Annotated in this window: 26 protein-coding genes, 2 tRNA genes and 1 pseudogene; 8 read left to right on the top strand and 21 right to left on the bottom strand. The window is 39.9% G+C overall.

The window, feature by feature from the left end; genetic code table 11:
* Nucleotides 1-210 precede the first annotated feature (210 nt).
* Nucleotides 211-2610: an adenosylcobalamin-dependent ribonucleoside-diphosphate reductase gene (locus tag BM008_RS09905; RefSeq protein WP_091936539.1), complete on the top strand. Its 2400-nt coding sequence runs from the start codon at nt 211-213 to the stop codon at nt 2608-2610.
* Nucleotides 2611-2891: 281 nt separating this feature from the next.
* Here BM008_RS09905 and BM008_RS09900 read toward each other — a convergent pair whose 3' ends face one another.
* The 6 genes from BM008_RS09900 to ilvE form a co-directional block, all read right to left on the bottom strand.
* Entirely contained in the window at nt 2892-3293 is a 402-nt protein-coding gene (locus tag BM008_RS09900) for a DsrE family protein (RefSeq protein WP_342707573.1), read from the bottom strand.
* 193 nt (nt 3294-3486) lie between these two features.
* Nucleotides 3487-3559 (bottom strand) — tRNA-Gln (locus BM008_RS09895).
* Between the two features lie 65 nt (nt 3560-3624).
* Nucleotides 3625-4716 carry an OBG GTPase family GTP-binding protein gene (locus BM008_RS09890; protein WP_091936537.1) on the bottom strand — a complete coding sequence of 364 codons (1092 nt, stop codon included), beginning with the start codon at nt 4714-4716 and terminating at the stop codon, nt 3625-3627.
* A gap of 69 nt (nt 4717-4785) precedes the next feature.
* The gene (locus tag BM008_RS09885) at nt 4786-6696 is read right to left on the bottom strand and encodes a molybdopterin biosynthesis protein (RefSeq protein WP_091936535.1); all 1911 of its coding nucleotides are present in this window, start codon (nt 6694-6696) and stop codon (nt 4786-4788) included.
* 10 nt (nt 6697-6706) lie between these two features.
* Nucleotides 6707-6955 carry a sodium:proton antiporter gene (locus tag BM008_RS09880; protein WP_091936533.1) on the bottom strand — a complete coding sequence of 83 codons (249 nt, stop codon included), beginning with the start codon at nt 6953-6955 and terminating at the stop codon, nt 6707-6709.
* A 152-nt stretch (nt 6956-7107) separates the two neighbouring features.
* A complete protein-coding gene (ilvE, locus tag BM008_RS09875; RefSeq protein ID WP_091936531.1) occupies nt 7108-7986 on the bottom strand; it encodes a branched-chain-amino-acid transaminase in 879 nt (292 codons plus the stop codon).
* 161 nt (nt 7987-8147) lie between these two features.
* On the opposite strand from ilvE, the gene BM008_RS09870 reads away from it, so the two are divergent.
* Nucleotides 8148-8222, top strand: a tRNA-Arg gene (locus BM008_RS09870).
* Nucleotides 8223-8375: 153 nt separating this feature from the next.
* Here the strand turns inward: BM008_RS09870 and BM008_RS09865 are convergent.
* From BM008_RS09865 to BM008_RS09860, 3 genes are all read right to left on the bottom strand, one after another.
* On the bottom strand, nt 8376-9242 hold the full coding sequence (locus BM008_RS09865; protein WP_091936528.1) for a GNAT family protein: 867 nt from the start codon (nt 9240-9242) through the stop codon (nt 8376-8378).
* Between the two features lie 9 nt (nt 9243-9251).
* A complete protein-coding gene (locus BM008_RS14930; protein ID WP_177188039.1) occupies nt 9252-9398 on the bottom strand; it encodes a hypothetical protein in 147 nt (48 codons plus the stop codon).
* A gap of 310 nt (nt 9399-9708) precedes the next feature.
* The gene (locus BM008_RS09860; RefSeq protein WP_143072340.1) at nt 9709-9891 is read right to left on the bottom strand and encodes a hypothetical protein; all 183 of its coding nucleotides are present in this window, start codon (nt 9889-9891) and stop codon (nt 9709-9711) included.
* A gap of 470 nt (nt 9892-10361) precedes the next feature.
* On the opposite strand from BM008_RS09860, the gene BM008_RS09855 reads away from it, so the two are divergent.
* Genes BM008_RS09855 through BM008_RS09845 form a run of 3 tightly spaced genes read left to right on the top strand, consistent with a single transcriptional unit; the run spans nt 10362 to nt 12336 of the window.
* Nucleotides 10362-11258 (top strand): transglutaminase-like domain-containing protein, encoded by an 897-nt coding sequence (locus BM008_RS09855; protein WP_177188038.1) that lies wholly within the window; start codon nt 10362-10364, stop codon nt 11256-11258.
* 34 nt (nt 11259-11292) lie between these two features.
* Entirely contained in the window at nt 11293-11925 is a 633-nt protein-coding gene (locus tag BM008_RS09850) for a hypothetical protein (RefSeq protein ID WP_143072339.1), read from the top strand.
* Nucleotides 11926-11976: 51 nt separating this feature from the next.
* Entirely contained in the window at nt 11977-12336 is a 360-nt protein-coding gene (locus BM008_RS09845; protein ID WP_091936520.1) for a hypothetical protein, read from the top strand.
* An 84-nt stretch (nt 12337-12420) separates the two neighbouring features.
* Here the strand turns inward: BM008_RS09845 and BM008_RS09840 are convergent, their stop codons facing one another.
* The 3 genes from BM008_RS09840 to BM008_RS09835 all read right to left on the bottom strand — a co-directional run bounded on the left by BM008_RS09840 (nt 12421) and on the right by BM008_RS09835 (nt 14239).
* A complete protein-coding gene (locus tag BM008_RS09840; protein WP_091936518.1) occupies nt 12421-12603 on the bottom strand; it encodes a hypothetical protein in 183 nt (60 codons plus the stop codon).
* A 191-nt stretch (nt 12604-12794) separates the two neighbouring features.
* Entirely contained in the window at nt 12795-12920 is a 126-nt protein-coding gene (locus BM008_RS15235) for a hypothetical protein (protein WP_281246277.1), read from the bottom strand.
* Between the two features lie 26 nt (nt 12921-12946).
* Nucleotides 12947-14239, bottom strand: a complete 1293-nt coding sequence (locus BM008_RS09835) for a coiled-coil domain-containing protein (protein WP_091936516.1) — start codon at nt 14237-14239, stop codon at nt 12947-12949.
* 165 nt (nt 14240-14404) lie between these two features.
* Here BM008_RS09835 and BM008_RS09830 point away from each other — a divergent pair, with 165 nt between their 5' ends.
* A complete protein-coding gene (locus BM008_RS09830; RefSeq protein ID WP_177188037.1) occupies nt 14405-15604 on the top strand; it encodes an AlbA family DNA-binding domain-containing protein in 1200 nt (399 codons plus the stop codon).
* Between the two features lie 6 nt (nt 15605-15610).
* On the opposite strand, the gene BM008_RS09825 is transcribed toward BM008_RS09830, so the two are convergent.
* From BM008_RS09825 to modA, 3 genes are read right to left on the bottom strand one after another with little or no spacing between them, the layout of a single operon-like run.
* Nucleotides 15611-16729: an ABC transporter ATP-binding protein gene (locus BM008_RS09825; protein WP_091936512.1), complete on the bottom strand. Its 1119-nt coding sequence runs from the start codon at nt 16727-16729 to the stop codon at nt 15611-15613.
* A 9-nt stretch (nt 16730-16738) separates the two neighbouring features.
* Complete coding sequence (modB, locus tag BM008_RS09820) at nt 16739-17407, bottom strand: molybdate ABC transporter permease subunit (protein WP_091936509.1); 669 nt, start codon at nt 17405-17407, stop codon at nt 16739-16741.
* Nucleotides 17408-17418: 11 nt separating this feature from the next.
* A complete protein-coding gene (gene modA, locus BM008_RS09815; protein WP_091936507.1) occupies nt 17419-18234 on the bottom strand; it encodes a molybdate ABC transporter substrate-binding protein in 816 nt (271 codons plus the stop codon).
* Between the two features lie 203 nt (nt 18235-18437).
* Between modA and BM008_RS09810 the strand changes: the two genes are divergently transcribed.
* Nucleotides 18438-18632, top strand: a complete 195-nt coding sequence (locus BM008_RS09810) for a hypothetical protein (protein WP_143072338.1) — start codon at nt 18438-18440, stop codon at nt 18630-18632.
* Nucleotides 18633-18838: 206 nt separating this feature from the next.
* Nucleotides 18839-19750, top strand: a complete 912-nt coding sequence (locus BM008_RS09805) for a hypothetical protein (RefSeq protein ID WP_143072337.1) — start codon at nt 18839-18841, stop codon at nt 19748-19750.
* A gap of 3 nt (nt 19751-19753) precedes the next feature.
* On the opposite strand, the gene BM008_RS14925 is transcribed toward BM008_RS09805, so the two are convergent.
* From BM008_RS14925 to BM008_RS09780, 6 genes and pseudogenes are all read right to left on the bottom strand, one after another.
* Nucleotides 19754-19924 (bottom strand): hypothetical protein, encoded by a 171-nt coding sequence (locus BM008_RS14925; RefSeq protein ID WP_177188036.1) that lies wholly within the window; start codon nt 19922-19924, stop codon nt 19754-19756.
* A gap of 11 nt (nt 19925-19935) precedes the next feature.
* Nucleotides 19936-20079 (bottom strand): hypothetical protein, encoded by a 144-nt coding sequence (locus BM008_RS14920; protein WP_177188035.1) that lies wholly within the window; start codon nt 20077-20079, stop codon nt 19936-19938.
* Between the two features lie 97 nt (nt 20080-20176).
* Nucleotides 20177-20554 (bottom strand): annotated as a pseudogene (locus BM008_RS09795) (integrase core domain-containing protein); the annotation flags it as partial.
* A 490-nt stretch (nt 20555-21044) separates the two neighbouring features.
* Complete coding sequence (locus tag BM008_RS09790; RefSeq protein ID WP_091936498.1) at nt 21045-23060, bottom strand: NosD domain-containing protein; 2016 nt, start codon at nt 23058-23060, stop codon at nt 21045-21047.
* 343 nt (nt 23061-23403) lie between these two features.
* The gene (locus BM008_RS09785; RefSeq protein ID WP_091936496.1) at nt 23404-23835 is read right to left on the bottom strand and encodes a peptidylprolyl isomerase; all 432 of its coding nucleotides are present in this window, start codon (nt 23833-23835) and stop codon (nt 23404-23406) included.
* 87 nt (nt 23836-23922) lie between these two features.
* Nucleotides 23923-25392, bottom strand: a complete 1470-nt coding sequence (locus BM008_RS09780) for a DUF7289 family protein (protein ID WP_143072336.1) — start codon at nt 25390-25392, stop codon at nt 23923-23925.
* Nucleotides 25393-25400: the final 8 nt, after the last annotated feature.

Here is a 25400-nt window from a genome sequence, read left to right as displayed (position 1 = left end):
TGTCGGATCATGTTCTTTGGCTATGTAGCAGCCTTGTTAAAATAAATATCCGGAAACTGGAACTGGCAACTTTGTTCAACGACATGCGCACTTTTAAAATAATTACGTAGCTCCACTCGAGTCTGAATGTTAAGTATCTTTACACGGCTGAAGATCGGTCGCTGGAGTACAGATCACGAACTTGTTAGTTCAAATATATGAGGTGAAAAAATGGAAATAACGACGCAATGCAAAACACTTAGCCCCATTGCTGAAGATATTCTTGGTAAAAGGTATTACCATGAAGGGGAGGATTGGAGAGGATTATGTGAAAGGGTCTCATTCGTAATAGCAAATGGTGACAAGGAATTAGCTGAGGACTTCTTTAACATAATGTACAACCTTGATTTCCTGCCAAATTCCCCTACATTGGCAAACGCAGGTAAAGACGGTGACAGGCAACAGCTTTCAGCATGTTTCATACTGCCTGTTGAAGATGATATCGTTGAAATAATGGAAACCGTCAAGAACACTGCAATTGTCCATAAAAGCGGTGGAGGAACTGGTTTTGACTTCTCTTCGACCAGACCAAAAGGATCCCCTGTATCATCAACAAATGGTGTTGCATCCGGTCCTCTAAGCTGGATGAAGATCATCAATGCAACTACAGAAGAGGTCAAACAGGGTGGCATGAGGCGTGGTGCTAACATGGGCACTCTCCGTGTGGACCATCCGGATATTCTTGACTTCATCCTTTGTAAGAAGAATGACAAAACCATGACAAACTTCAATTTGTCCGTTGCTGTATCTGATGTTTTCATGGCTGCTGTTGAGAAGGGCGATAATTTTGAACTGGTGAATCCTCATAATAAGGAAACTGTCCTTATGGATGCACGTGAGATATTCGATATCATATGCGAGAACGCCTGGGAATCCGGCGAACCCGGAATGATATTCATTGATGCAGTGAATTCCACAAATCCTGTTCCTCATCTTGGTGCGATAAGATCATCGAACCCATGTGGTGAGTTCTATTTCATTCCATTCGGTGTATGTAACCTCGGTTCAATAAACCTGGTCAATATGCTAAAAGCTACAGAAGACGGCAGCTATGAAATTGACTTTGACCGTCTCAGGAAGATCACTGAAATTGCAGTCACATTCCTCGATAAGGTCATAGATGTGAACCATTTCCCATTAACTGAGATCCATGATATGGCACACAAGACCAGACCCATTGGATTAGGTGTCATGGGACTTGCAGACATGTTGTTGTACATGAAATTACCGTATGACAGTGATGCAGGTCGTGAAATGGTCGGAGAGGTAATGAAGTTCATTGATGAGGTTGGATGGGAAACATCAAACATGCTTGGCCGTGAATTCGGCACATTCCCCGAGTTCCAGCAAGGATCTCTTCCTTCACAGAAGACGCCAAGAAATTGTCAGATCACAACAATTGCACCTACAGGTACGCTTGCAACATTCGCCGGCGTGTCATTTGGAATTGAACCTAACTTCAATTATGTGTATAAGAGAAAGATCGTTGATAGCGAGTTCATTCAGGTCCATCCTCTCTTTGAGCAGGTAGCAAAGGAAGAGGACTTCTATTCTGAAGAACTGATGGAAAAGCTCAGAACAACTCCCTCTCTGAAGATTAGGGACCTGGACGAGGTCCCGGACCATGTGAAAGAATACTTTGTCACAGCTTTCGATATTTCACCAGAAGACCATGTGAAGATGCAGGCTACAGTTCAGAAGTATGTTGACAATGCTGTCTCAAAGACCATCAATCTACCTTATGATGCTACATCTGAGCAGATCGGGGAACTGTATATGATGGCCTGGAAGCTCGGTTGCAAGGGTCTCACAGTTTATCGTGATGGTTCAAGGGATGACCAGGTTATCGTTGCTGCAAAGGAATCAGGCAAGGATGATATAAAACTCCTTGAAATATGTGGAGATACGGATGCCGAAGAAGCTGATATTGCAGAGGATATCGCTCCTACCCAGATCGACATAATGAACCCTGATACTCTTGCTTCTGCAATGGTGGATCTCTCTCCTGAAGAGAAGTGTGAGCTTCTTCAGAGGGTGAATCTCTTCAGACTGGATTACAATACCAAAATTGACCTGCATCCAAAGGAAACTGTGAACGGTAAAAGGACAAAGTTCACAACCGGGTGTGGTGAACTATATTGTAAATCGTTCGAGAATCCAATAAATGATGGTGACGATGCGATCCTCTGGGAGTTGTTCATGACCACAGTAGGCGGTGGATGTAAGGCTCATTCTGCTGCACTTGCAATCACCGTCTCACTTGCATTGCAGGGAAGAGCGAATATCAAGAGTCTGACACATCACTGGAGTAAGATCCAATGTGATGCATGTAAAGGCCGTGATACCGATGGTAAGTCATGTCCTTCGATCGTGGCCAATTATATCAGGTCGTTGACACAAGATCCTGCTTCAGGCAATGTGAGAAAAGCAATTGCAGCACCAAAAAGTGCTCAAAAGACAATTAAAGTACAGACCTCATTGAAGGGTGTTTGCCCGGAATGTGGTGAAGCCATAAGACGTATCGATGGATGTAGAAGTTGTTCAGCATGTGGCTGGACAAGGTGTGATTAACTTCACACCATTTCTATTTTTAGCAACTCTTTGATCATCTTATTGTTTTTGAATGTTAAACTTTGGATGTATCTGACATAGTTCAACTGAACATTGAATTCACTCTACTCAACAATTTCACTCTGGTATAGGGGTCTGTATTCATATAGGGCAGTTCATGGCAAGAATAATCAATAAGGTAACCTGAGCAGATACAGAAAATTGGTAGTACACTGAATTAACACACATTATGAGCAAGTAGGCCTCATGTCTATTCTGGTTTGAGGGCACCATGGATCATACTATAATGTAACGATTAATTGTCCTTCACTACAGTATTCCAGAAGCATTTCTGCTATCTCCTGCGATTCGATGAGCTCAATACCAGGGATAAGCTCTTCCTCTTTCATTCCTATAATGGATGCTCCAAGTTTGCAGCACTTGAATTGTACACCCATTTCCATACATTCCCTTATCTTGTCATCGTAGGCAGGAACTCCGCATTTATCTGCTTTTCCAAGGATGACACCCATTGGACCGAATATGATGATCACTACATCAAGGTCTTTATTGCAATAGTAATTCGCAAACCGAAGGATTTCCATGGGGCTGGTACTTTCGTAGACCATGTCCTTGAGAAGCAGTAATACTTTTGTAACTTCTCTCATATATGCCTCGTACCTGTGTGCTTCATCAATGATCAATTTGCAACCAATTCATATATAATTAAATAAATGAGGATTGTTTGTGGTTGTTTTTAATGCCCTTATACATCATAGGTATGCACAAAGCCAATTCCTTCAATGTAAGTTAGTATTTACTGATCAATATTTAATAACTTTGCTAAGTATGGTTTATGATCCAAAACTACCAATGAATATTGTTAAATAAAAATAATAGTCCCGGCCGAATTCGAATCAGCGTCTTCGGCTCCAAAGGCCGAAAGGATTGACCACTACCCTACGGGACTATTGTGATTAGCAGAATAAATGCATAATAATACTTATTTGTTATGCAGGATAGGCAGTTAACTCATCATTTTGCAATGATAAGTGTTAACAGATCCTTATCCTTGAGCACATGGTCAAGTCCTGCTCTCTGACCGGGGTGTTTTGCGGAAGCTCCCCATACCTGTGAATATCTGAACTTCCTCCTGAAATCACGGTGCAGGTGGTCACATATATCGCCTACAGTAACGCCGTTACGGACGATAAGTGGCTCTTCCAGATCCGCAGGTCCTCCCTGTGGTTTGAGATATATACGGATAAAGTCAAGAGCTTCATATATAACTTCCTTAACAGCTTCAAGGTTCTGCTCTTTGTCAGCTGAAATATATGTTGCATCAGGGTATTCTTCTCTGCATTTTTGCAGTACGAACTCATCTGCCATGTCCACCTTGTTGACCACAATAACAGCAGGTATGAAGACCCTGTTACCCATGATGGCATCGATGAGCTGGTCCACATTGATATTATCCCTGATAAGTACGTGGGCGTTGTGTATCTTGTAGTCATTAAGTACGGCTTTGATAAGATCTTCTGACAACTCAAGGTCCATGGTACTGCTGATAGTGACTCCGCCACGGTCCTGTCTTTTAATTACTACATCTGGTTCCTTCTGGTTAAGACGGATACCTGCATCATACAGTTCCTGTGTAAGAACGTCATGATGATAATTCTGGAACACATCAAGAATGAATACTACAAGGTCACAGTTCCTGACAACCGCTATAACCTCTCTTCCACGGCCTCTGCCACTGGCAGCTCCCTTGACCAATCCAGGTACATCAAGTATCTGAATGGTAGCATTGTTATATTCAAGTACACCAGGGATGACATCAAGAGTAGTGAATTCATAGGCACCGACCTCAGACTCGGCACCAGTAAGCTTGTTTAGCAGGGTGGATTTACCAACGGAAGGGAAACCTACAAGTGTTACTGTGGCGTCCCCTGATTTTCTAACAGAGTATCCATCTCCACCTCCTTTACTTGAGGCTTTCTTGACAACCTCATCACGCAGACGTGCAAGTTTTGCCTTCAATCTACCTATGTGGTGTGATGTCGCTTTGTTGTAGGGAGTCTTTCTGATCTCCTCTTCAACTTCCTGTATATCCTCATGTAATCCCATTTGTAACCTACCATAACGTCAAAATAAAAAAGCTCTTCTCGAATTTCTCAGTCTCAGTAGGACTTAACGTCAAAAGGAGGATATTATACTACCGGTCAGTTCGTATGTATACATTCCCTGTGGAAGTCTTTTTGAGAAGTCCTCAGAGCTAAGTGTTTCAAGGAACATTTGTACTTCTTTTATCTCCAGAAGGTCTTTCCTTATTACAAAATCAAACTCATCCTCTGCAACCGGAATGAATTCAAGTCCTGCTTCCTCTGCCGCAGCCCTAATGCCAAAGGCAACATCCGCCTTTCCGCTCTTCACAGCATCACAGGCCGACCGGTGGGTCTTGGAACCTGAATTATATCCTTTGAGATCTTTGATAAGCTCGCTTTTAGATGTTCCTTTCACTTCTGCCAGCAGTCCGAGTTCCCTGTCCAAAAGTGCCCTTGTACCTGAACCCCGGTTCCTGTTGATGATCTGGAGATTTACAATATCCTCAAGTCCATAGACATGGTTGTCAGGGCTGAATATCAATCCCTGCTCTCGTCTGTATCCTTTTACCAGCACTACATCCTTAAGGTTCATTTTCTCCAGAACTGATGAATTGTAATTTCCATCTGCATCCACCATATTCACGCATGCTATGTCAGCAGTCCCGCCGGACATTGCTGTGAATCCTGCACTCGACCCCATGTTCAATGTCCTGAACATAAGTCCTGTCATCTCTTCAAGCAGGTCTATTCCAGGACACTGCCCTCCTATGAGCATCAGGTCAGGACTCCTTACGTTTCCGAACATGGTGACCTCAACTTCGGATCCCGGTTCGATATACTCGGTATGTGCCCTGATCTCAATTATTCCGTCAGCATCAGATAGTGTGGTTATAGCCCCTGATGTTTTGTCAGCAGGGTATACCTTCCCTCTCACAACACCGACGGGGAATAGCTCTTCTCTGCCTCCGGAACGTATGCCGGTTCCCATTACAGCGGTAACCTTTGTCTTAAACGATGGCTTAAGGCCAAGTGAATTGTAAATTATCGGTGCCACGAACTCGTTGAAAATACTGAGGGCAGATGTAGGGTTTCCTGGCAGTCCTATGGTGGGTGTGCCATCTATCATGCCGATAACAACAGGTTTTCCGGGTTTGATGGCAATGCCATGTGTGAGTGTCTCTCCCTTTTCCTCAATGATCATATACATTATGTCACCAGCACCTGCTGAGGTGCTTCCTGATGTGAGGACTATATCACATTCATCGATGGCGGTTTCAAGTGTTCTTTCCATGACCTCTTCTTCGTCAGGAACGATACCATATATCTTCGGAGTTCCGCCGCATTCCTCGATCGCTGCTGCGATGGCATAGGAATTCGCATCATATATCTTGCTAAGCCCCAATACTTCTCCGGGCTTTATCAACTCGCTGCCTGTTGATATAATTCCCACGATAAGTCTCTTCACCGGAGCCTTATCCATTCCGATAGAAGCCAGCACTCCTATCTCACGGGATCCCATGCGTGTGTTCTTCCGCAGGATCCTTTCACCTTTCATGATATCGGTCCCTGCGCGCATGATGTTCTCACCGATATGCACAGGCTGGTAGATCAGCACGGAATTCTCTTTTTGTTTTGTGTTCTCGACCATTATAACCGCATCAGCACCATCGGGGATCGGTGCTCCAGTGGATATCTCTATGGCCTCTCCGTCATCAACAAAAAAGCTGTCTGAACAGCCGGCAGGTATGGCACCTATGAGCTTAAGTTCCTGTGGCTCTGGTTCACTTGCCTGATAACTATCCTTTGCACGGATGGCATATCCGTCCTTTATAGAACGGTTGAAAGCAGGTACATTGACACCTGAGAGTATATCTTCTGCCAGTATCTGCCCTGCTGTTCCTTCAATTGGTAAAATAGTAGTTTCCGGTTGGACCCTGATCTTGTCAACCAGTGTCCTTGCATCCTCAACGGATGTCAGTTCTCTGAATTCTTTACGTTCCATTCTGGTCGGTCTACTTTTCGTCAATATACTCTATAAGCGTTTTGTTAAGCCTGAATATCCTTGAAGCGACATACCACAATCCCATCAGGTATACAATCCATGTTGCGATTGAGATCCATTGCAGATTTCCTGTCTCATCAAGTGCCTCAAAGATGATAACAAGGGTAACCGGCATCAGAAGTAAGATCGCAAGCACTGAATCATTAAGATACTTCAGGTTCTTCACTATTATTTTATCCTTTTCTCCCTCAGTTTCCATTTTAAAACCTCATTTATGGAACACCATCTCCACCTGGTATTTCATGATAATATTATTTTTATTCAATATATAAATGAAGTTATCACTAATTAATGTTTTGAAGAAATAAAAAAGAAGAAAAGGTATGAAGAGTCAGCTCTTCATGTAAGGTTCTAAGGATTGATCGGTGTACCTGTAGTGGTTGTGGCCTTCTCGAAAGCTTCGACCATCTTTCCAGTGATAGGTCCTGGCTTTCCATCACCTATAGGACGACCATCTACCTTTACAAGAGGTGCAGCTTCTGCTGCTGTTCCTGTGACGAATATCTCGTCAGCGGTGTAGAGGTCGAACATTCCAAGGTTCTCAACGTGGGTCTCGATGCCCATGTCCGCAAGAAGCTCAATTGCTGTTGCTCTTGTGATACCTTTGAGGTTGTTGATGGTAGGTGGTGTGTATACCTTACCGTTCTTGATGATGAATATGTTATCTCCTGATCCTTCTGAGAGGTAACCGTTCTGGTCGAAGAATATAGCTTCATCTCCGCCCTTCTCGTTAGCCTCGATCTTTGCGAGGATGTTGTTCAGGTAGTTAAGTGACTTGATGTTCGGTGAAAGTGCATCGCAGGAGTTTCTCCTTACTGAGACTGTGACACCTGTCAGGCCAACTTCATAGAGGTCACCGTACATTGCACCCCATTCCTGTGAGATGATGAATATGTTCGGTTTAGGGCATTTCCTTGGGTCCAGTCCAAGGTCTCCGACACCTCTTGATACGATAGGTCTGATATACGCATCCGTAAGGTTGTTCTTTCGGAGCGTTTCCAGAATAGCCTCTTCCATCTCTTCTCTTGTCATTGGTATTTCAAGAGCGATAGCCTTTGCAGAGTCGTAGAGCCTGTCAACGTGCTCACGTAATTTGAAGACACGTCCGTTGTAAGCTCTTATTCCCTCAAAGACACCGTCACCGTACAGAAATCCATGATCATAGACAGATGTTGTGGCCTGTGATTTTGGGACAAAGTCACCATTGTAATATATCAAAAGTTCACTCATGTATAAAGCCTCAGTATTAATAGATAGTTGCTAGTGTTGATGTCAAACTATTATTTATTTGTATTCACATACACACTTTATGTAATTAGGAGAAGTAGTGCATTCCTTACAAAAGGCTTTTATGCTAGAAAACCTATTTCACAATCCAGCCAATCCACAGCGGTCCCGTGGCTTAGCCAGGATATAGCATCGGGCTTCTAACCCGAGGGTCAGGGGTTCAAATCCCTTCGGGATCGCTTTTTATTTTCCATAATCCTATTATTGTGTAATTTTTTGTCCAAGTAAAAACAGAACTAACGAGATTACTGTCCTTCTTTACGCAATCATCGTGTTATTTGGGTGTGGATGCACGCTACTAAAAAAGAGTTATTAGCAAATCATCAACCAGATTAACAGCCATAGAGGGCCATATAATATTTTTTCATGTCCAGGTATAGCGGAACGGTAATATCAAGATTTAGAACATTATCTGCTTGCTTCAACCAATCACGAATGCCCTCATGGTTTTGTCGTGTGTTGAAGTTATCAAGAGTAATTTTTGGTTTGTTGTTTTCAAAAGTCAGTTTAATCTTTGAATTGCAGTCGGTGAATATGGTTATTGTTTCGCATAAATCATTAAAAATGTCTTTAACATGTGCTATTAGTATTTTCTCACTGTTCTTTTTTAATGATTCTAATTCCCCTTCCACACTCAACACAAACTCAATTGGATGGCCCTCTACCAAGCGCTTATTCAATTTCTCGATAATATGTGATTCTATACATTGCTCTATTCTTTCTGTCAATTCAGAATACAACACTGTGAACAATGGATTACCAAGATACCAAGATACCGACATTGGGCTTGCATCAACATAAAGAAACCTTGCTGCCACTTCACCGTCTCGATATGCATTCATTATGATGTCGTTAATTACTCCCCTTCCAATTCCACTTCGCTGATATTTTTTATCTACTGCAAAGCGAGTTAAAAATAGTGCAGGGTAGCTTTTTAAGGAACGGTATTGATCATCAACATCGATTTTTTTTCCATTAATAGCATTCATAGATAAACTATAATATGCAGCACATTTACCATCTTCATGGTATATGTTGGTTCTAGAAAAATGATCTTGGTTGTACTCCAACGCCCGTTCCTTCAGAAACGCGTTTAATTTATCAAAATCAGAGTGCTGTGAGCTACCACAATCAAAATCACCAATAAGGGGGAGACAATCAGCAGTAAGCACCGATTTTGTAAATCTTTTAAGAGGCATTGAAAAAAATTAGTCTTTGAATTGATATGTCGTGCAGAGTGCCCATTTGCGGACCTCACTAGCTTCTTCTGCAGTAATATCCTGATTTAGCCGCTCGATAAATATATCAAAATCGACCCCTTTTAGCTCAGGAATGTGTTCTACTACCTCAGACATTTTATTGCACCTACAATTAGTTATCAGACTTTTTAGTTCATATTAAACGAATATATTTAAATTTGGCGATTTGAAATTCGCAATACTCGTGAGTAAGACTACAATTAATATAATTATCCGTAATATATTATTGTATCGCTTTGACCCCCACATGATCTTAAGCTATAATTATATGTTGTATTCCTTTTTTCAAATACTTTTCTATCCAATTATGAAAAAGAGAACAAAGAAAAGTGTATAATAGAAAGTTAAAATATTACTCATCTCTTTTCTCAAGTGAGTACTTTAATTTCTGAATCCTAACTTCTACTCAGAGTGCGTACAAAACAAAAACGGCAGCTCCATAATAAAGTTTCTTAGTAAACTCATTTACACTCAGAGAGTGAATTCCAAAAAAACCACTTGCTATTGCTACAATGACAACTACACCAGCTGCAAAATTAGTAACGTCAGTTTTCTCCCAATCAAATCCTACATTACCATCTCCATCCACGCATTGAAACCCATGCAGCAACTATAAACGAAACACCAATTGCCCTCGATGTTGAAAAGTCAGCACTTGTCAGAGAAGTTATTTCTGGTAAAAGTACAAAAAAAGCATAGTAGATGATAATGGTTAGTATTAGCAGACCTTTAACATCGTAGAAATAACGCATATGACAAGATTCATACAATGTTATTAAAAAATGTTGAATTGTTTATGATGCGGATACCACTGACAGCATTAACAACAATGCAATCTTTACGTATCGCAATAAAATATTTATTATCATCGGCCAGTTGGTATATGTGCAATTTAAAAAAAGAATGCCAATTATGCAGTCGTGCATAAGAAACAAAAAGCAATTAGTCCTTCTTTTTCTAGTGTTAGTGTTTTCTCTATTTGTTCTGTGTTATGAATCCAACCAATGTTATCAATATTATCAAGATAAGGTAAAACCTCGCATTGAATATCATAATTATGTGCAGAATGAAAAGCCATCTATCGATGCATATCTAAACAAAACAAGTGAGAGCATTTTACTTGAGTCATCAAATGACACAGAAATTGTACAAAATATAATCGAATGGGAAAACGGTTTAGGTTTACAACGGTTCAATTCAAACGAAACAAATCTTAGGATAACCGACGATGCTGGATGGTACATGTACATTCAACGAGCAAATTGTGGGGAACGTGCTACAATTTTTGAAGAGATGGCAAACAGAACAGGTCTGACATACAGAAGAGTAAGTATTGACGGACATATTGATTCAAGTGGCGACATTGATAACCACGCGTGGTCTGAAGTATTTATCGAAGACATAGGTTGGGTGGTTGCAGATTCGGGATTTAGACTTGCTCCACCACAAAACAATTTCGCAGCGTATAGTAATATCTGGTTATTTGGTCCAGTATATGCATTTGAAAATGAAAGCCAAAACGAGGACAGAACAATAGATTATATCCTAAATACAGAAGAAATAGTTATCAAATCAACACGTAATGGAGAAACAATTCCAAATTGTAGTATTGATATTTCGTTGAATTATAACGGAACCGCGCTAAAAGTAGTTGGTTACAATATCAAATTAAATACCAACGAATCTGGAATCTGCCCAGTTACATTAGGTGCTTATGAACATGTGTCTTATACCATAAACATACGTGATGAAAAAACATTTTATCAGTATGTAGGGGAAGAGGACATAACATTGAACAATAGCACCAAAGAAATTGAAGTGGAAGTCAATGACCTCAAAGCAACTACTACTCTTTTATTTTTGCTTTTGCTGATAAGTATTATTTGTTTGATTTATTCCCTGAATAAAATATTCTCTAATAAAAAGAGTGACAAAAAGAAACATGATATATTGTAAATAAATTTATATCCATATACTTCGTCTTATATTCATGTTACTTCCAGCTGACTTCAGCAGCTTTATTCTTGTATTGGCATTAATCGGATTTCTTGTAAAAGATGCTTTCTATTTACCACGAAGATTGTTTTTTCATGAATTATATGATATTAAAGACAGTACGGAAAAAGTGTTTTCAAACGTTGCAGTAGTTGTCTTAATAGTATGTGTTTTGTGGTACTCTTTTATGAATTCCATAGCTACGAATCCAGAACCGTTCAATATATTTGCTAGTTCAGTAGATGGTTTAGTCCAGAATTTAACTTATTCTGGTGCACTAACAACAGAGGAAGTGGGATCTATGAACAAAGCTGTGATTCAGGGATCTATTTCCCTCTCATTCATATCTATTCTGTACTTAATATCATTTATAGCCATATTTTCTATTGGTTTCGTGTGGGAAGTAGTTAATAAAAGCGCAGTTTGCCTGACATTGAAGGGAGAAAAAAGGTTGTATAAACGCATTGTTTTTGAATCAAGTGATTTGATATATCTTCAAAAACACCAGAATCTGGCTGAATGGGAAGCATTAAAAAAAGAAGATATAACATCTATAGAAAGCACAATTGCTGATTCGTTGTTTCAAAAATCTCTCTCAAGGGTATACCATCGGATTATGAAAAAATAGATTTGATATTTATAAAGGATCAAAAGTGAATCGAATACACGGTGTAGGGATATGTTTGAATATTTAATGGATGGAGCCACCATTGCAGTAACTGGCTGTATAATGGCTCTGCTAGGTGGAATTGCTTTATATAATACAAATGATTACTCGTTTGTTTTCGGTGGAAGATTCGTAAGCAAAGACATGGCAACGCTTGTTCTGATATTTTCCTTTATAGTTGTATCATCCATTTCAATAGAAATAGAAAATACGGTGCGAGATTTAATTAGTACAATGTCAGTAGCCAATATGTTTGGTGTAACATTACTAATCAGTAGAGCAACAGTGAATACTCTTGTAGACAATTGGAATTACTTTGATGAGGGGTCAATTATAGTGTATTTTGTCAGCTTTGCCTTAATTATGGTGTAGAAGTAAACCTGTGGTTTATGTTACATTTAACTAGTGTTTTATGTAATCACTGGATATCCACATAGATAATGGTCACGTTTTATTCTAAAAAACAGTTTTTAAATCGAGTGTTCTCTGTATTTTTCTTAAATACCACCACCCAAGAGGAGCACCAACACCGAACCATATTGAAGTCACAGCCCCACCAAGGGCTCTAATTGGATCCTCATAGTTCTCAAAGTGGATATCCTTGTGCACTTTGTATGCTGCAGATGTATCGTTTTCCATCTTTTTCAATGTCAATGGGATGTTGGTACTTCATTCCAAAAATGAGAGCTCTGAACTACTTTTTCTTCTAGAGAACTAAGGTACAAAATATGTTTCTGATGAAGAGGGTGTACCCGTGGGTATTGGGAAGATAGGAAAATACGGTCATGATCATACAGTGACCTTCAAGTAGTGGAAATAAAAAATGAGAATTAGTCATTAAGGCCAAGGATATTCCGCTTGTCCTTCTTCTTCTCTTCCTTCTTTTCACTCTTTTTTGTCTTTACGAATTCATCGACTTCCTTGAGTCTGTGAATATTGGTTTCATCGTGTCCCATGTTTTTCATCTCCTGATAGGATCATTTTAGTATTCTATCTCACTGTCCTTGCCAAAGACCGATCTTACATTCGAGAGAAGGGCTGACCTTGCCATCTCCATCTCATCTTTAAGGCTGTACAGGTGCCTGCTCTCTGAATCTATGTCGTTATTGGCAGAACTCACAAGGCTTCGATGTTTACCCATCTCCTTCTCAAGTTCCTCTTTCTCCCTGTAGATACTAAGGCCGTTCAGTTCATCTGTAAGCTCTTCTTTTTCTGCAAGATATTCTTTCCTTTGTTCAACAAGCGATGATATTATTTTCTTGTCATTGAGGACCTGTATCTGCTTAAGAGCCTTGTCGCACATCTGATCCTTCAGCCCAAGCTCTCCGCTCTCTATTCTGTTCGTAAGCTCTGAGAGGAATGGTCCAAGGTCCTGTTCTATCGCATTAGCAGGCTCTTCCCTGATCGATCTGAGTACGTTCCTGTTCTCAGGTGAGAGTACACATCTATCATTCTCGTCCTGTTTCTCCATTCTGGATATCGCTTTTGAGAGTGGTGTGAACAATCTCCTTGCTTCAGAAGCAGTATCTGCTATTTTTGTATCAAGTTTTTTGATCTCAGTTTCCAGTTGCTTTGCCCTTTCGAACTCCTTGCTGTTCTCAAGTTCTGTAAGTTTTGAATCGTCCCTGGAAAGTTTCTCTTTTGCGGACTCGTATCTGGAATCCAGTTCACGCATCTTCTTTGTGCTTTTCTCCATCTCCTCATCGATCCTTCTGACATCATCTGTTCCGGATGCTATCTTCTGCAGGTCATCAAGTCTTTTGATCCCCTGCATTATCGAGGAATAGAGTTCGTCAAGTGAATCCTCAAGCTCTGCAAGACCATGGTTGATCTTCTGATGTTCCTGCGGGTAAAGTGCTTTGATGTACATCAGGCTTCGGTTCGTGTTCTCCATGACCGTTCTAAGAGTGGATTTCGCTTCCATGTAGAATTCGGATGCAGCTGTCGGTGATGTGTTCCCTGGAGTTTTGACCTTATCACGTATGAGCTTCAGGTTGTTTGCAACATTATCCCTGTTGGAATCGCCCAGCTTCTCTCCTCTTTTACTTGCACCCTCAATAGGCTCTGCTGCAAGCAGCTCTTTCTTTAAGGTGTCAAGTTCTTTCAAAGCCAGCTTTATTGTCTCATATCCATCTTTAACAACGGGTTTGAGATCCTCTTCCTCTTCTCTGGACTTATCTTTCACTACAACGGCAAGTTCCCTGAACTCAAAAACAGCTGAATGAGATTCTTCTTTTTCCTGCTTTTTTCCAAAAAGCCTTTCAATGAACTTCATCTCTTCGAATACAAAACGCCATGCAACTTTAAAAGTTTATTGGATATTTCAGTTTGGTATGAAATGATCTGTTCTGTCAGCAATATGTATATAGTAATCATGTAGTATTCTAGCAATATAAGCTCACAGGTCTAACTTATATCAAAAGTATATCTGATGGTCACAATGGCTAAAAAAAGAGAAATGACTGATGAACAGCGTGGTCGCCATATCAATATACAGCGGATCAGGTTCTATTTTTTTGTAATATTCAGAACGTTACTGATAGTTGCAGGTGCCAGTGCCTTGCTCCGTGATGACCTGCTCAACTTCTCTTTATGCCTGTTCGCTCTGGTATTGACCTTTTTACCGACCATTATCAGAAAAAAATGGGAATTCCAGTTCCCTTCATTGTTCGAGATCTTGATACTGATCTTCATCTACCTGTCAGTATTCCCCGAAATAATGGCTCCGGTGATCAAAGAACTATGGTGGGGTGACTTCATATTGAATGCTCTTTCAACTGTGGTAGTAGGAGCTATAGCTTTCTCACTCGTGTATCTACTTTTCTGGGAGAAGAGGACACACACAGTTATGACCCCGGCTATCATTGCAGTTTTCTCTTTTTGTCTTTCGTTCACCACTGCTACAATTATGGAAATATCGATCGTTGCACTGGTCAATATCTTTGGATATGATGCATCAAGGTACGATATGGGGATCACCGCACCGAACATGGCATCAAACCTGTTCATTGATCTCTTGATCTCATTTTTGATATCTGTTGCCGGATTTGTATACATCCATCATCAAAGGGGAAATATGCTTGACAAAATGGTTACAGGCTTTGTTCAAAAGAACCCTTATTTTTTCAAACAGGACAGCGAACCAATGTCTCCCTCGGATGAACTGCTAAAATTGATCTCCAATGGAGAAGGGAATACATTAGAGTTCAAATCAACACTCAGGACCAACCTGCACACCTCTAAAGCCGATAAACGCATTGAACATGCAGTTGCAAAGACCATTGTAGCCTATTTGAACTCAGATGGAGGATGTCTGCTGGTAGGTGTTTCAGACGATGGAAGCATTCTGGGAATTGAAGCCGATGCTTTTCAGAGCAATGATAAGTTCAATCAGCACTTTTCCAACATAGTGGGTCATAATATTGGCAATGAATTCCTTCCATACATAAGCTCTGAGCTCGTCGATGTCCATGGCAAGCATGTTATGAAAGTAGAATGCGACCCCAGCGATAAACCAGTGTTCCTGAAGGAAGGTGAGAAAGAGGAATTCTATATTCGTTCCTCAGCAGCAAGTCTTGAGATATCAGGAAGTAAACTTATAGAATACATTGACAGCAGGTTCAAGAATAACAATCAGTGATCATTTTTAGAAAAGAACTATCCTGTCCCTTTCGATGCGTATCAGGCACTCATCTTCGGTCTTAATATCCATATTTTCAAAGGACTGATTACCTATCTCGGCTATCAGGAGCTTGCTGTGCTCCTTTACACTAAGAGCAAGGACCTTGCTAGATCCCTTGTTAACTATGCTCTTAACCAGAGCCGGGAATGTGTTCTCCTCGGAGCTGTTCTTATCTGTCAGCGGGAGTATACGCATATTCTCCGGCCTGATGCCCCAGGATATCTTCTCTTTGATATCACAGTCAGGTCGGTTTGCAGTGACTTTCATATGTTCACATCCGATCGTAATGGTCCCTGCCATCTCGTCCTCGTCCACCAACATCGAATCCTCAAAGATATTGGTCAATCCTACAAGTTCTGCAACATGCTCATTCTTAGGATGGTAGAACACATCTTCCGATGTTCCTATCTGCTGAACACGACCGTCATGGAATATAACTATCTTGTCAGCTATCGTGAAAGCTTCCACATGGTTGTGAGTGATAAAGAGCACAGGTATCTTCAGTTCTCTCTGGATCTCCTTGATTTTCTCCCTGAGCTTCATACGAACGACCCTGTCAAGTGCGGAGAATGGTTCGTCAAGTAAAAGTATACTGGGTTTAGGTGCCAGTGCACGTGCCAGTGCAACTCTCTGCTTCTGACCGCCTGATAATTGTGAGGGGAAGTTGTTCTCCAGTCCCTTTATCTCAAGCATCTGGAGCATCTCATCTACTCTTTCCTCCTTGTCCTTCTCATTCCAGCCTTTAAGTCCGTATGCGATGTTCTTCTTGACATCCATGTGCGGAAAAAGGGCATAGCTCTGGAATACGTATCCAAGGCTGCGTTTTTGTACCGGCAGGTTGATCCTCTTGTGGCAATCGAAATAGACATCTCCATTGACAACGATCTTTCCGCCATTTGGTTCCAACAAGCCTGAGATGCACTGGAGGGCAGTTGTCTTTCCCGATCCGGAGCGACCGAAGAACACGACAAGTTCATCGCCGACCTCGAACTGAGCATCAAGTGTGAAAGCAGCTTCCACTCCCTTCTTCTTGTCGTTCTTATCTCTATAGTACCGTTTTCTGAAATCTGCTTTAATGCCCATGATCGCACCTCATATCTTCCAGTCATTTATGATCTTTGCAGTTATGGCCATGGAAAGGAGGGACATTACTATGAGTATCACGACCAGCATATTGGCAAGGTCATTGTTCCCTGCCTGGAATGCGCTGTAAATTGAAATTGACATTGTGTTCGTTCTTCCAGGAATGTTCCCTGCGAACATCAGTGTTGCACCGAATTCTCCTACAGCTCTTGCAAAACTGAGGACAATACCTGCGAGTATTCCTTTTTTAGCCAGGGGAAGAGTGATGAAAAGTGCGGTATCCAGTTCCTTTCTTCCAAGTGTGAAGGCCGCATATTCGTATTCCCTGTCCACGGCCTCGATCGCTGCTGTGGTGGTCTTGACCATAAGTGGCAGTGAAACAACAAAGGCTGCAATGACCGCTGCCTGCCATGTGAAAACTATACTCCAGCCAGTGAGGCTGTAAAGAATGCTTCCAAGCACTCCATTCTTTCCAAGCAACACTACCAGAAGGTATCCTGTTACTGTTGGCGGGAGTACAAGGGGTAAAGTGACAAGTACGTCGGCCAGCCATTTCCCCTTGAAATCACGTCTTGCAAGTATGTATGATATGATCATACCTGTGATCGCCACTATCAGGGTGGACAGGCCGGCGATCTTCAAAGTGATTATCAGGGGAAATCCTATCTGGTCGAGCATTATTTTTCCTTTTAAGCTGTGAATCCGTAGGAGTCCAGTATTGTTGTTCCTTCTTCAGAAGTTATAAAATCAACAAATACCTGTGCTTCGTTCTGGTGTTCTGATGATGAAACAATTGCTATTGGGTAGCTGATAGGTGTTACTGTTGGTATGGTTGCTTTTATATCTATAGTACCGTCATCTGCAGTTGCTGCGTCTGTACTGTATACAAACCCTGCATCAACTTCTCCTCTCTCAACATAGACAAGGACCTGTTTTACATTTTCTGCAAGCAATGTCTTTGATGCAAGCTCATCCCAGAGGCCTGCTTCTTCAAGGGCTTCGACAGTGTACTTTCCTACTGGTGCTGTCTCAGGGTTTCCTATGCTTATTGTTCCAACGTCGTCTGATATCAGGTCCTCAGGTCCTGTGATGTCCAGTTCACTATCAACAGGTGTTATCAGGACAACAGTATTTGCTGCAAAGTCCTTTCTTGAATCTTCCACTATCAATGACTGGTTACTTAATAAATCCATATGGCTCTGTGATGCTGATGCGAACACGTCGATCGGAGCACCACCTTCTATCTGCATTCTGAGAGTTCCTGATCCTGCAAAGTTGTAATTGATATCAATGTCCGGGTTCTCGGTCTCAAAAGCAGTTTCGATCTCAGTGAATGCTTCTGTAAGGCTTGCTGCTGCGGATACTGTTATTGTTGTAACTTCACCTGTGTCGGTATCCATATCAGTTGCAACATCTTCTGTGTTAGTATCGGTACAACCGCTTACAAAGACCACAAGTGCCAGTATGGCTGCAATAGCCAGAATCAGTTTTTTGTTCAGTCTCATAATTACTACCTTCTTACTACTGTCACTCGGACCCAACAGTAACTATCAATCCGTTATGTCCGGTGGCACATAACGCTAACCTCCCACTTTCTTGTATAAATATTTTTCCTGATAGTGGTACTGTTAAGTTCAGGAGTAGTTTGAATGGATAAAAGGATTTGCTCTTATTTTAGGAAATGGCGTAGTTGTGGATGGATAAGAATATGAAAGAAGACACATTCATGGCATTGGTTTTAATTGGTATATCAACAAGTATGGCAATTCCTCCGTATACTGGAAGGGGTCTTTTTGATTTAGCAGCCACATTGTTTTTTGGTATACTAAGCACATTATACTCTATTCCAGTATTGAAACGATGGATTAGAGAATCAAACGACTCAGATAATTACAATAAATGAACATGGAATAATTTTTTGTGATTTTTTTTGAAAAACGTAAAAAACAGAACAAAAGATATTCCTTTTATACTATGCCTTTTTTAAGATGAGTTATGGGGTTTAGAAAAAAACATGACACGTTTAGTATGTCACTATTTTTTTTAATACTATTATTGTCAGTGTTTTTATTCAGCGGTTACACCAACATATATGTCGACGAAGATGATATGTTTGAATATGCAGATATATTTTTAAAACAATATAAAGAAATAGTTGGTGAGTCAGTTTTAACTTCCGACGACACTGAAACATATTCATTTTACCAAGGATATCCATATTCTGTAAACATAGCCATTTCTAATTCACGTGGGACAGCAGTTGTTTTTGTTCCGAACAGTACCGATGAAAACACAGTGGTTGAACTAACTTATCCAATAGAAAATTATATCCCTGAAATTACTGACGACGAAAAAGAAAATATGGTAATCGGACTTGCCGGAGAGGGAACAAATTCAACATTTAATAACATAAACCTCCACGGTTCATGGATTTATATAGAAAATTCTACTGACAGTGTGTATTGTAACATTGATGATAATTCACCCATTTTATTAGCTGATGGAATTCATTTCAATGGAGTATCTTACATTGATGCAAAAACAATATGGAGAGAAGGAAACATTACACTTAACGGTAAATTGGTATTGGACAAAACTGTAATTTTGAAAAGCAGCAATCTGAAAACAGAATGGACTAACGAAAAAGCAGTAGACGATTCTATTGATTTGATATACAAAGAAGCGATTGATGATATTTATTACAAAAGCAAATTAACTGGTATAGGTTACTATGAATTGGAAGAACTAATAACTGAATATAGAGAAAATGAAATCAGTGGGTTTTATAAGGTACATGTTAATGATAAATGGGAAGATAGGAATAAAATATTTAACAAGGCAGATGAATACGGAATTTCACAAGGATCGGTTGCATTGGAGCTTTCGCAGTCAATTAATGAAAAAACCCAATTTGAAAAATTTTTAGCTTACATGGGTGATATTATGACAATACGTTCGTTGATTTTATCACTAGTTGCATTTGTTATATGGGTGAAAGGAATAAAATTATTGAAAAGTTAACATTTAATCTTCCAAATCATCAAACTTGGTTAGCCCTTTAACAACATCTAACTTCTCACGCAACTTGTTCTCCCATTCTTCGTATTCCAGTACACCCTTTTCTTCCAACAATTCAACTAAGGAAGTAATCATCTTATCCAAGTGATAAATTTCACCTTCTATATCTTTTGTCATTGCTTTACAACCTAAATTGTAATTTTCTTATCTTCCATTTTCCACATGAACTTATCGCCTTTATTGAGGTCAAGGAGATTAACTAAATCAGTGGGTATAGGAGCAGTATATTTCCCACTTGATTCTTGAACTGTCGTTTTTAACCCTTTGCTCATGTTGTCATACTCCATTTTGTTGCTTGGTCTATAAGTGATTTCCATTTGTTAGATACATCAATGTCTATTCCTGCCGCCTGTACAGGAGTTTTACCTTTCAATGATGTGGTCTAAAGAAATTGTAATGAATAAACCAACCTTTCAGAAGCAACTCTGTCTTTTCCATTGAATCAAGTCCACGTCTTGCTCTGAGCATATCTTTGAGAGTTCCATGTAGCCTTTCAACAATATTGTTTGTCTTTCTGCTGTTGATACCTACGTTCTGTATCAGTTTTGTAGGTTCTCCGTATTCCCAAAATACCTTATTGAATGGTTTCCTGTATGCAAAACAATCATCAGCAAATATGAACTTAGGTTTGCTTATGGCTCTGTCTGCAGCATCTTTAAACAAAATAGTACAATCTCTCTGAGTTCTTGTCTTGGATAGATGTTTGGCAACCATGAAACGAGTATCTTCATCTATCATTTCCCTAAAAAATGTTGTTTTCCCTTAATTTTAATTGCTGTTTCATCAATATGCCAATTGTGACCACATTCAACTTTAAGGCTACTTGTATAATCATAAACAAGATTGGAGTATTTTGAATTGATAAAATGATTTGCTTAGAAAATAGTGAATTTGAGACCCTGTAGACTTCCTACTATCATCATTTCTCAGAGATTAAGAATAACTTTAATAATTCAGAAGGTCCTGGATAAGCCTCGTTTTCCTTAAATCTAAAATAAAAAAACTGCAAATATATTCTAAATTCATATCTGGTCATCTGTAGAATTATCAGTATAGCTGCAGTTCTCTACTATTCTGGAAAGCAGCATAGGAATACGCTGCTTTTGGTGGATGGTTACTTTGTATTTAGTTTACAAGTTGTTTTTCTAAACAAAAATGAGCAGATTTTGTGTTGCTCATATTTACATTATTTATACCAGAACCAAACACATTCAATAGTATAAATAAAGAGAAGTAATTACCTTCTCTTAAAGAACAATGCCAATCCTACAATTGCTATCAGGGGTAGAGCGATTGTTGGGAATTCAGGAACCTCTGCATTCGATAGACATGACTGTTCTTTGGCCAATGGGTAGTGATCAACGCCTATTATGGAGGATCCATACTCATTGTATATTTCATATTCTTCATCACAGAATCCGTCACCATCATTATCTGGGTGTGTCTGGCTGAACCCGGTTCCATCCGGTTTAGCCCAGTAATTGCCACCGATCGAAGGACCACCTACTATGTTAGGTCCCGTGGATATAGTTCCATTTAAGATTGTATTATAATATATCCCTTCAGTATTAATAGTATTGTTCAGATAATTGTTAATAATCGGTACTCGTCCAGTAACGGCTACATAAATCCCTAGATTATTATCGTAAATCTTGTTGTTTATTAGTTTTGATCCACTTGTCATCAAAACGATAGCTTGGTTGTTAGTGTATAACCGATTATTAGATATTGTAACTGAATTATCATTGGATTCAATACCTATATCATTTTCAGTCAGTGTGTTGTTTCTGATTTCATAATCATAGATAGTACATCTTTTGATTTTCATCCCAATATCATTGTTCTGAAAAACATTATCATGAATATCAACTTCTATCTGCTCTCTCATTAAAATACCGTGCTCGTTGTCATCGAACACGTTATTATAGATACTGTAGTATGCTTGTTCTTTTTCAGCAGACACCCCGCATCCGGCACCAGTGACTGTAAAACCGTCCAATACAAAAACCGTCCTCTTATACCCTGGCCGAGTATAAACATCGAAAACAGTTCCGCCGTCCCCATTGATAACAGTGTCCTCTGGATTTCCTGAATATGATCTTATAGTAACTTTGTCATGATACACCTCAATGTTTTCTGTGTAGGTTCCTGGATAAACTATGATCTCATTGACTCCCAATGAATCAATCGGGATTGCATCCACTGCCTCTTTTATTGTTAAAAAATCTTTACCGCCGTCATCATCTACTGTATATATTGCTTTTTGTGATGAATTAGCAGGTATCCAGTCTGCCAGTGGATAATAATCAATCCCTACTAATATCTCACTATATATTCCGAGTCCGTATATCTCAAACTGTTCATCACAGAATCCATCACTGTTAGTGTCAGAATGTGTCTGACTGAATCCTGTTCCATCAGGCTTGGCCCAATAATTGCCACCAATAGAGGGACCACCAATGATGTTAGGTCCAGAAGAAACAGGAACTGAAAAAGTATGTGGTGTCAATATCGCCAAACCTTCAGTATTAATTGTATTGTTGAAATAATTATTATAAATGACGTTCTCTACAGAATTTCCTCCAGCTATCCCGATATCATTATCATATATTTTGTTGCTAACTAAATTAATTCCAGCGTAATTAATTCGTATGGCTACGTTGTTGTGTGAGAATTCATTATTTTCAACGTTCATTTGACTACAATCTTTGGAATTCAGAGCAATTGAACAATTGTAGAAATGGTTACCAACAATTTCAGTTGCAGAGGGTGATGCTCTATATAGAGAAACACCCTTTCCCTCAAACACATTATCATAGATTTTTACACTACTAGCGTAGTTCTCAAATCCTCCATTTATCTCAGAAGATATTAGAATATTATTTTTAATCTCACACATATTTGGTATTATTTTATAGTTGTTGATAGTGAATCCTGATAGGAGTATGCTTTCTCCGCCTAGTAAACTGCCATCGACTGAAAATCTTCCATATGAACCATTGTATTCTATTATTGTATCGCTAGGGTCACCAGAGTATGATACAATTGAATAGATTTTGTATATATCAAAATCATTTTCTGAATAAATTCCAGGGTACACAATGATCCTATCTCCCCAGTCAGCAGATGTAACTGCTTCTCCTATCGTTGTAAAATCCTGTCCGCCATCGTCATCTACTGTATATGTAACTGCTGCTGAAGCAGTTCCTGTAAACAATATAGCCACCGCTACTATCAACATTAATTTTATCATTTTAACCACACCACTCTTTAAATTAGGCAGTAATATTATGATGATGCCTTATAATAAGTTTGTGATTTTATTCACAAATAATACATATGGGCTCAATATATTGTATAAGTTGCCAAATAAAAACATTTTCAAATCTGTATACATTTAACTTCAGTTAGCATTTTGGAAAATTGTATTTATCCTCACATTCTCCAGACTCCTATAGTCCATTTTCTCCCATGAACTTAAAAAGTGGTGCTATTCATCAAATGTCAAACTCTTCTATGACGTAGTCATGCAGATTAAATATAAGAGCATCTAAAAAATAGAACGTAGCAGCACAAAAGCTGCCAAAACAAAATAATTACTCTTCGACAACAGTGACCTTTGTCATCTTGTCTTTTGGCTTGATCTTGTTGACTACATCCTGACCCTCGATAACCTGACCGAAGACGGTGTGTACGCCATCAAGATGTGGCTGTGGTGAGTGTGTGATGAAGAACTGGCTTCCACCTGTGTCCTTTCCTGCATGTGCCATTGAAAGTGCACCTGTTCCGTGTTTGCGTGGGTTGCCCTTTGTTTCACATTTGATGGAGTATCCTGGTCCACCTGTTCCGTCTCCTCTTGGACATCCGCCCTGGATCACGAAGTTTGGAATGACCCTGTGGAAAGTAAGTCCGTCATAGAATCCTTCCTTGATGAGTTTCTCAAAGTTTGCCACTGTCTTTGGTGCATCCTTATCGAACAGTTCAATAGTAATAGTTCCTTTACCGGTTTCGATGATTGCTTTCTTCATGAATTTCACCTTATGAGATTGATTAATGGATGTGCCGGATTTAAGTGTTTCTGTGGGTCTGCAGCTCGTGTTAATTCTCTTCAAAAATTATACGACACTTGCTTCCAGGTCGCTGCTAGTTATATGCAGGTATGCGATATTACCACTTGAATCATATACAAGGGTGTATTCTGAATCTTCTTCCTTGATCTTTTCATTATTATTTTGTGACCACGAGCAAACGATAAGTCCATCCGATGCCAGGAGTTTCATATAGTGATTAGTCACGTTGTAAAGGGGGTAAACATCTCCGGTTGTAATAGAAACATTAGGTAACATTGTAGTGCTGCTCACTTCATCCCATGAGAACTCAGCATCAGCTTGATTATCATATTCTAGCATGTAGGTCGTACTTAGAAGGTCGAAGGTGCTGTTCGCCATCTTAACATGCAAGGGATCTTCATATATTGGGAATTCACTTCCTCCCGATGTGGCCCATTTTTCCTTATTCGTTCCATAAGATGAATCTGTATATTCTATTGTAGTGATCTCATTCTTCTTGATCTCATAATAAAGGGTCTTGGTGCCTGCTGTTGCCGTGATATATGTTCTTACAGGATTGAAGTTCGAAGCATCTCCTTCCGTATCTTCAAAGTAGAATGAGAAGTTATACATCGGGTCCGGATTAGATTCATTCAATTTTATTATCTTAAAAGAACTGGAAAGAGGGAATGTGCCCATAGGAGGGACTGTTCCCAGTTGTATTATGGTGGTCTGGTTCTGATGGTCAAGTGTGACCTCAGATGCAGTTAGTGTTTCTGCATATTTTGCCCACCCATCGTAGAACTCACTGTTGATATAGATAAATAGATCATCTGCTCTTATCGGATTTGTAAAGTTTATGTCGATAGTAGTGTTAGGGAACAGTACCTGTGGTGTGTTGGTGGAACGGACCATAATATCTGTTTCAGTTGTTCCGGATATGGACGTATTTCCTGTGATCTTCATAATAGGCAGTGTAAGCGTCTGGGTATTGAAGTGGAATTCAGGTGGTGATATCATCACAGAACCGCCATCTCCATATCTGGACCAGACCCCTCCTCCTTCGTAAGCGATCGTCCTGTCCCCGGTGGTATAGATGATCTTTCCCATGGGTATCGTCGAACTATACCCTGAGAAGTCTGATTCGTTCTCGTAATCTTTCCATGAGTTCCACTGGTCGCTCTTGTTAAGAAAATCGTCATACCATGATGATGAACTGGAGACTGCAAGTATCATTATCTGGCTCTCATTATAGGCTTCAGCATCGCCCCTCACTTCCAGTGTACCTCCCATAAGGGATACTCTGGTGGTTTGAAGAGGTGATTCGCCTAAGGATGCTTTACTTGCCCTTGAGTCAGCTACTGTAAAAGCCTGCTCTATCTTCTGTGCTTTGGCAAGGTCCTGCATGTCATCTATTGTTGGTATCGTATAAAGGATGATTATGGATATGGATAGCAATGTGATCAACAGGAGGATAATGATGCCTACTACGGATGAAACTGCACGATCGTTCTCGTATCTCTTCCATTTCTTCATATTCATCA

It is taken from the genome of Methanolobus profundi, assembly GCF_900114835.1.
GTDB lineage: Archaea > Halobacteriota > Methanosarcinia > Methanosarcinales > Methanosarcinaceae > Methanolobus > Methanolobus profundi.
The sequence above is the reverse complement of the archived record's forward strand: the minus strand, read 5'-3'. Positions and strand labels throughout refer to the sequence as shown.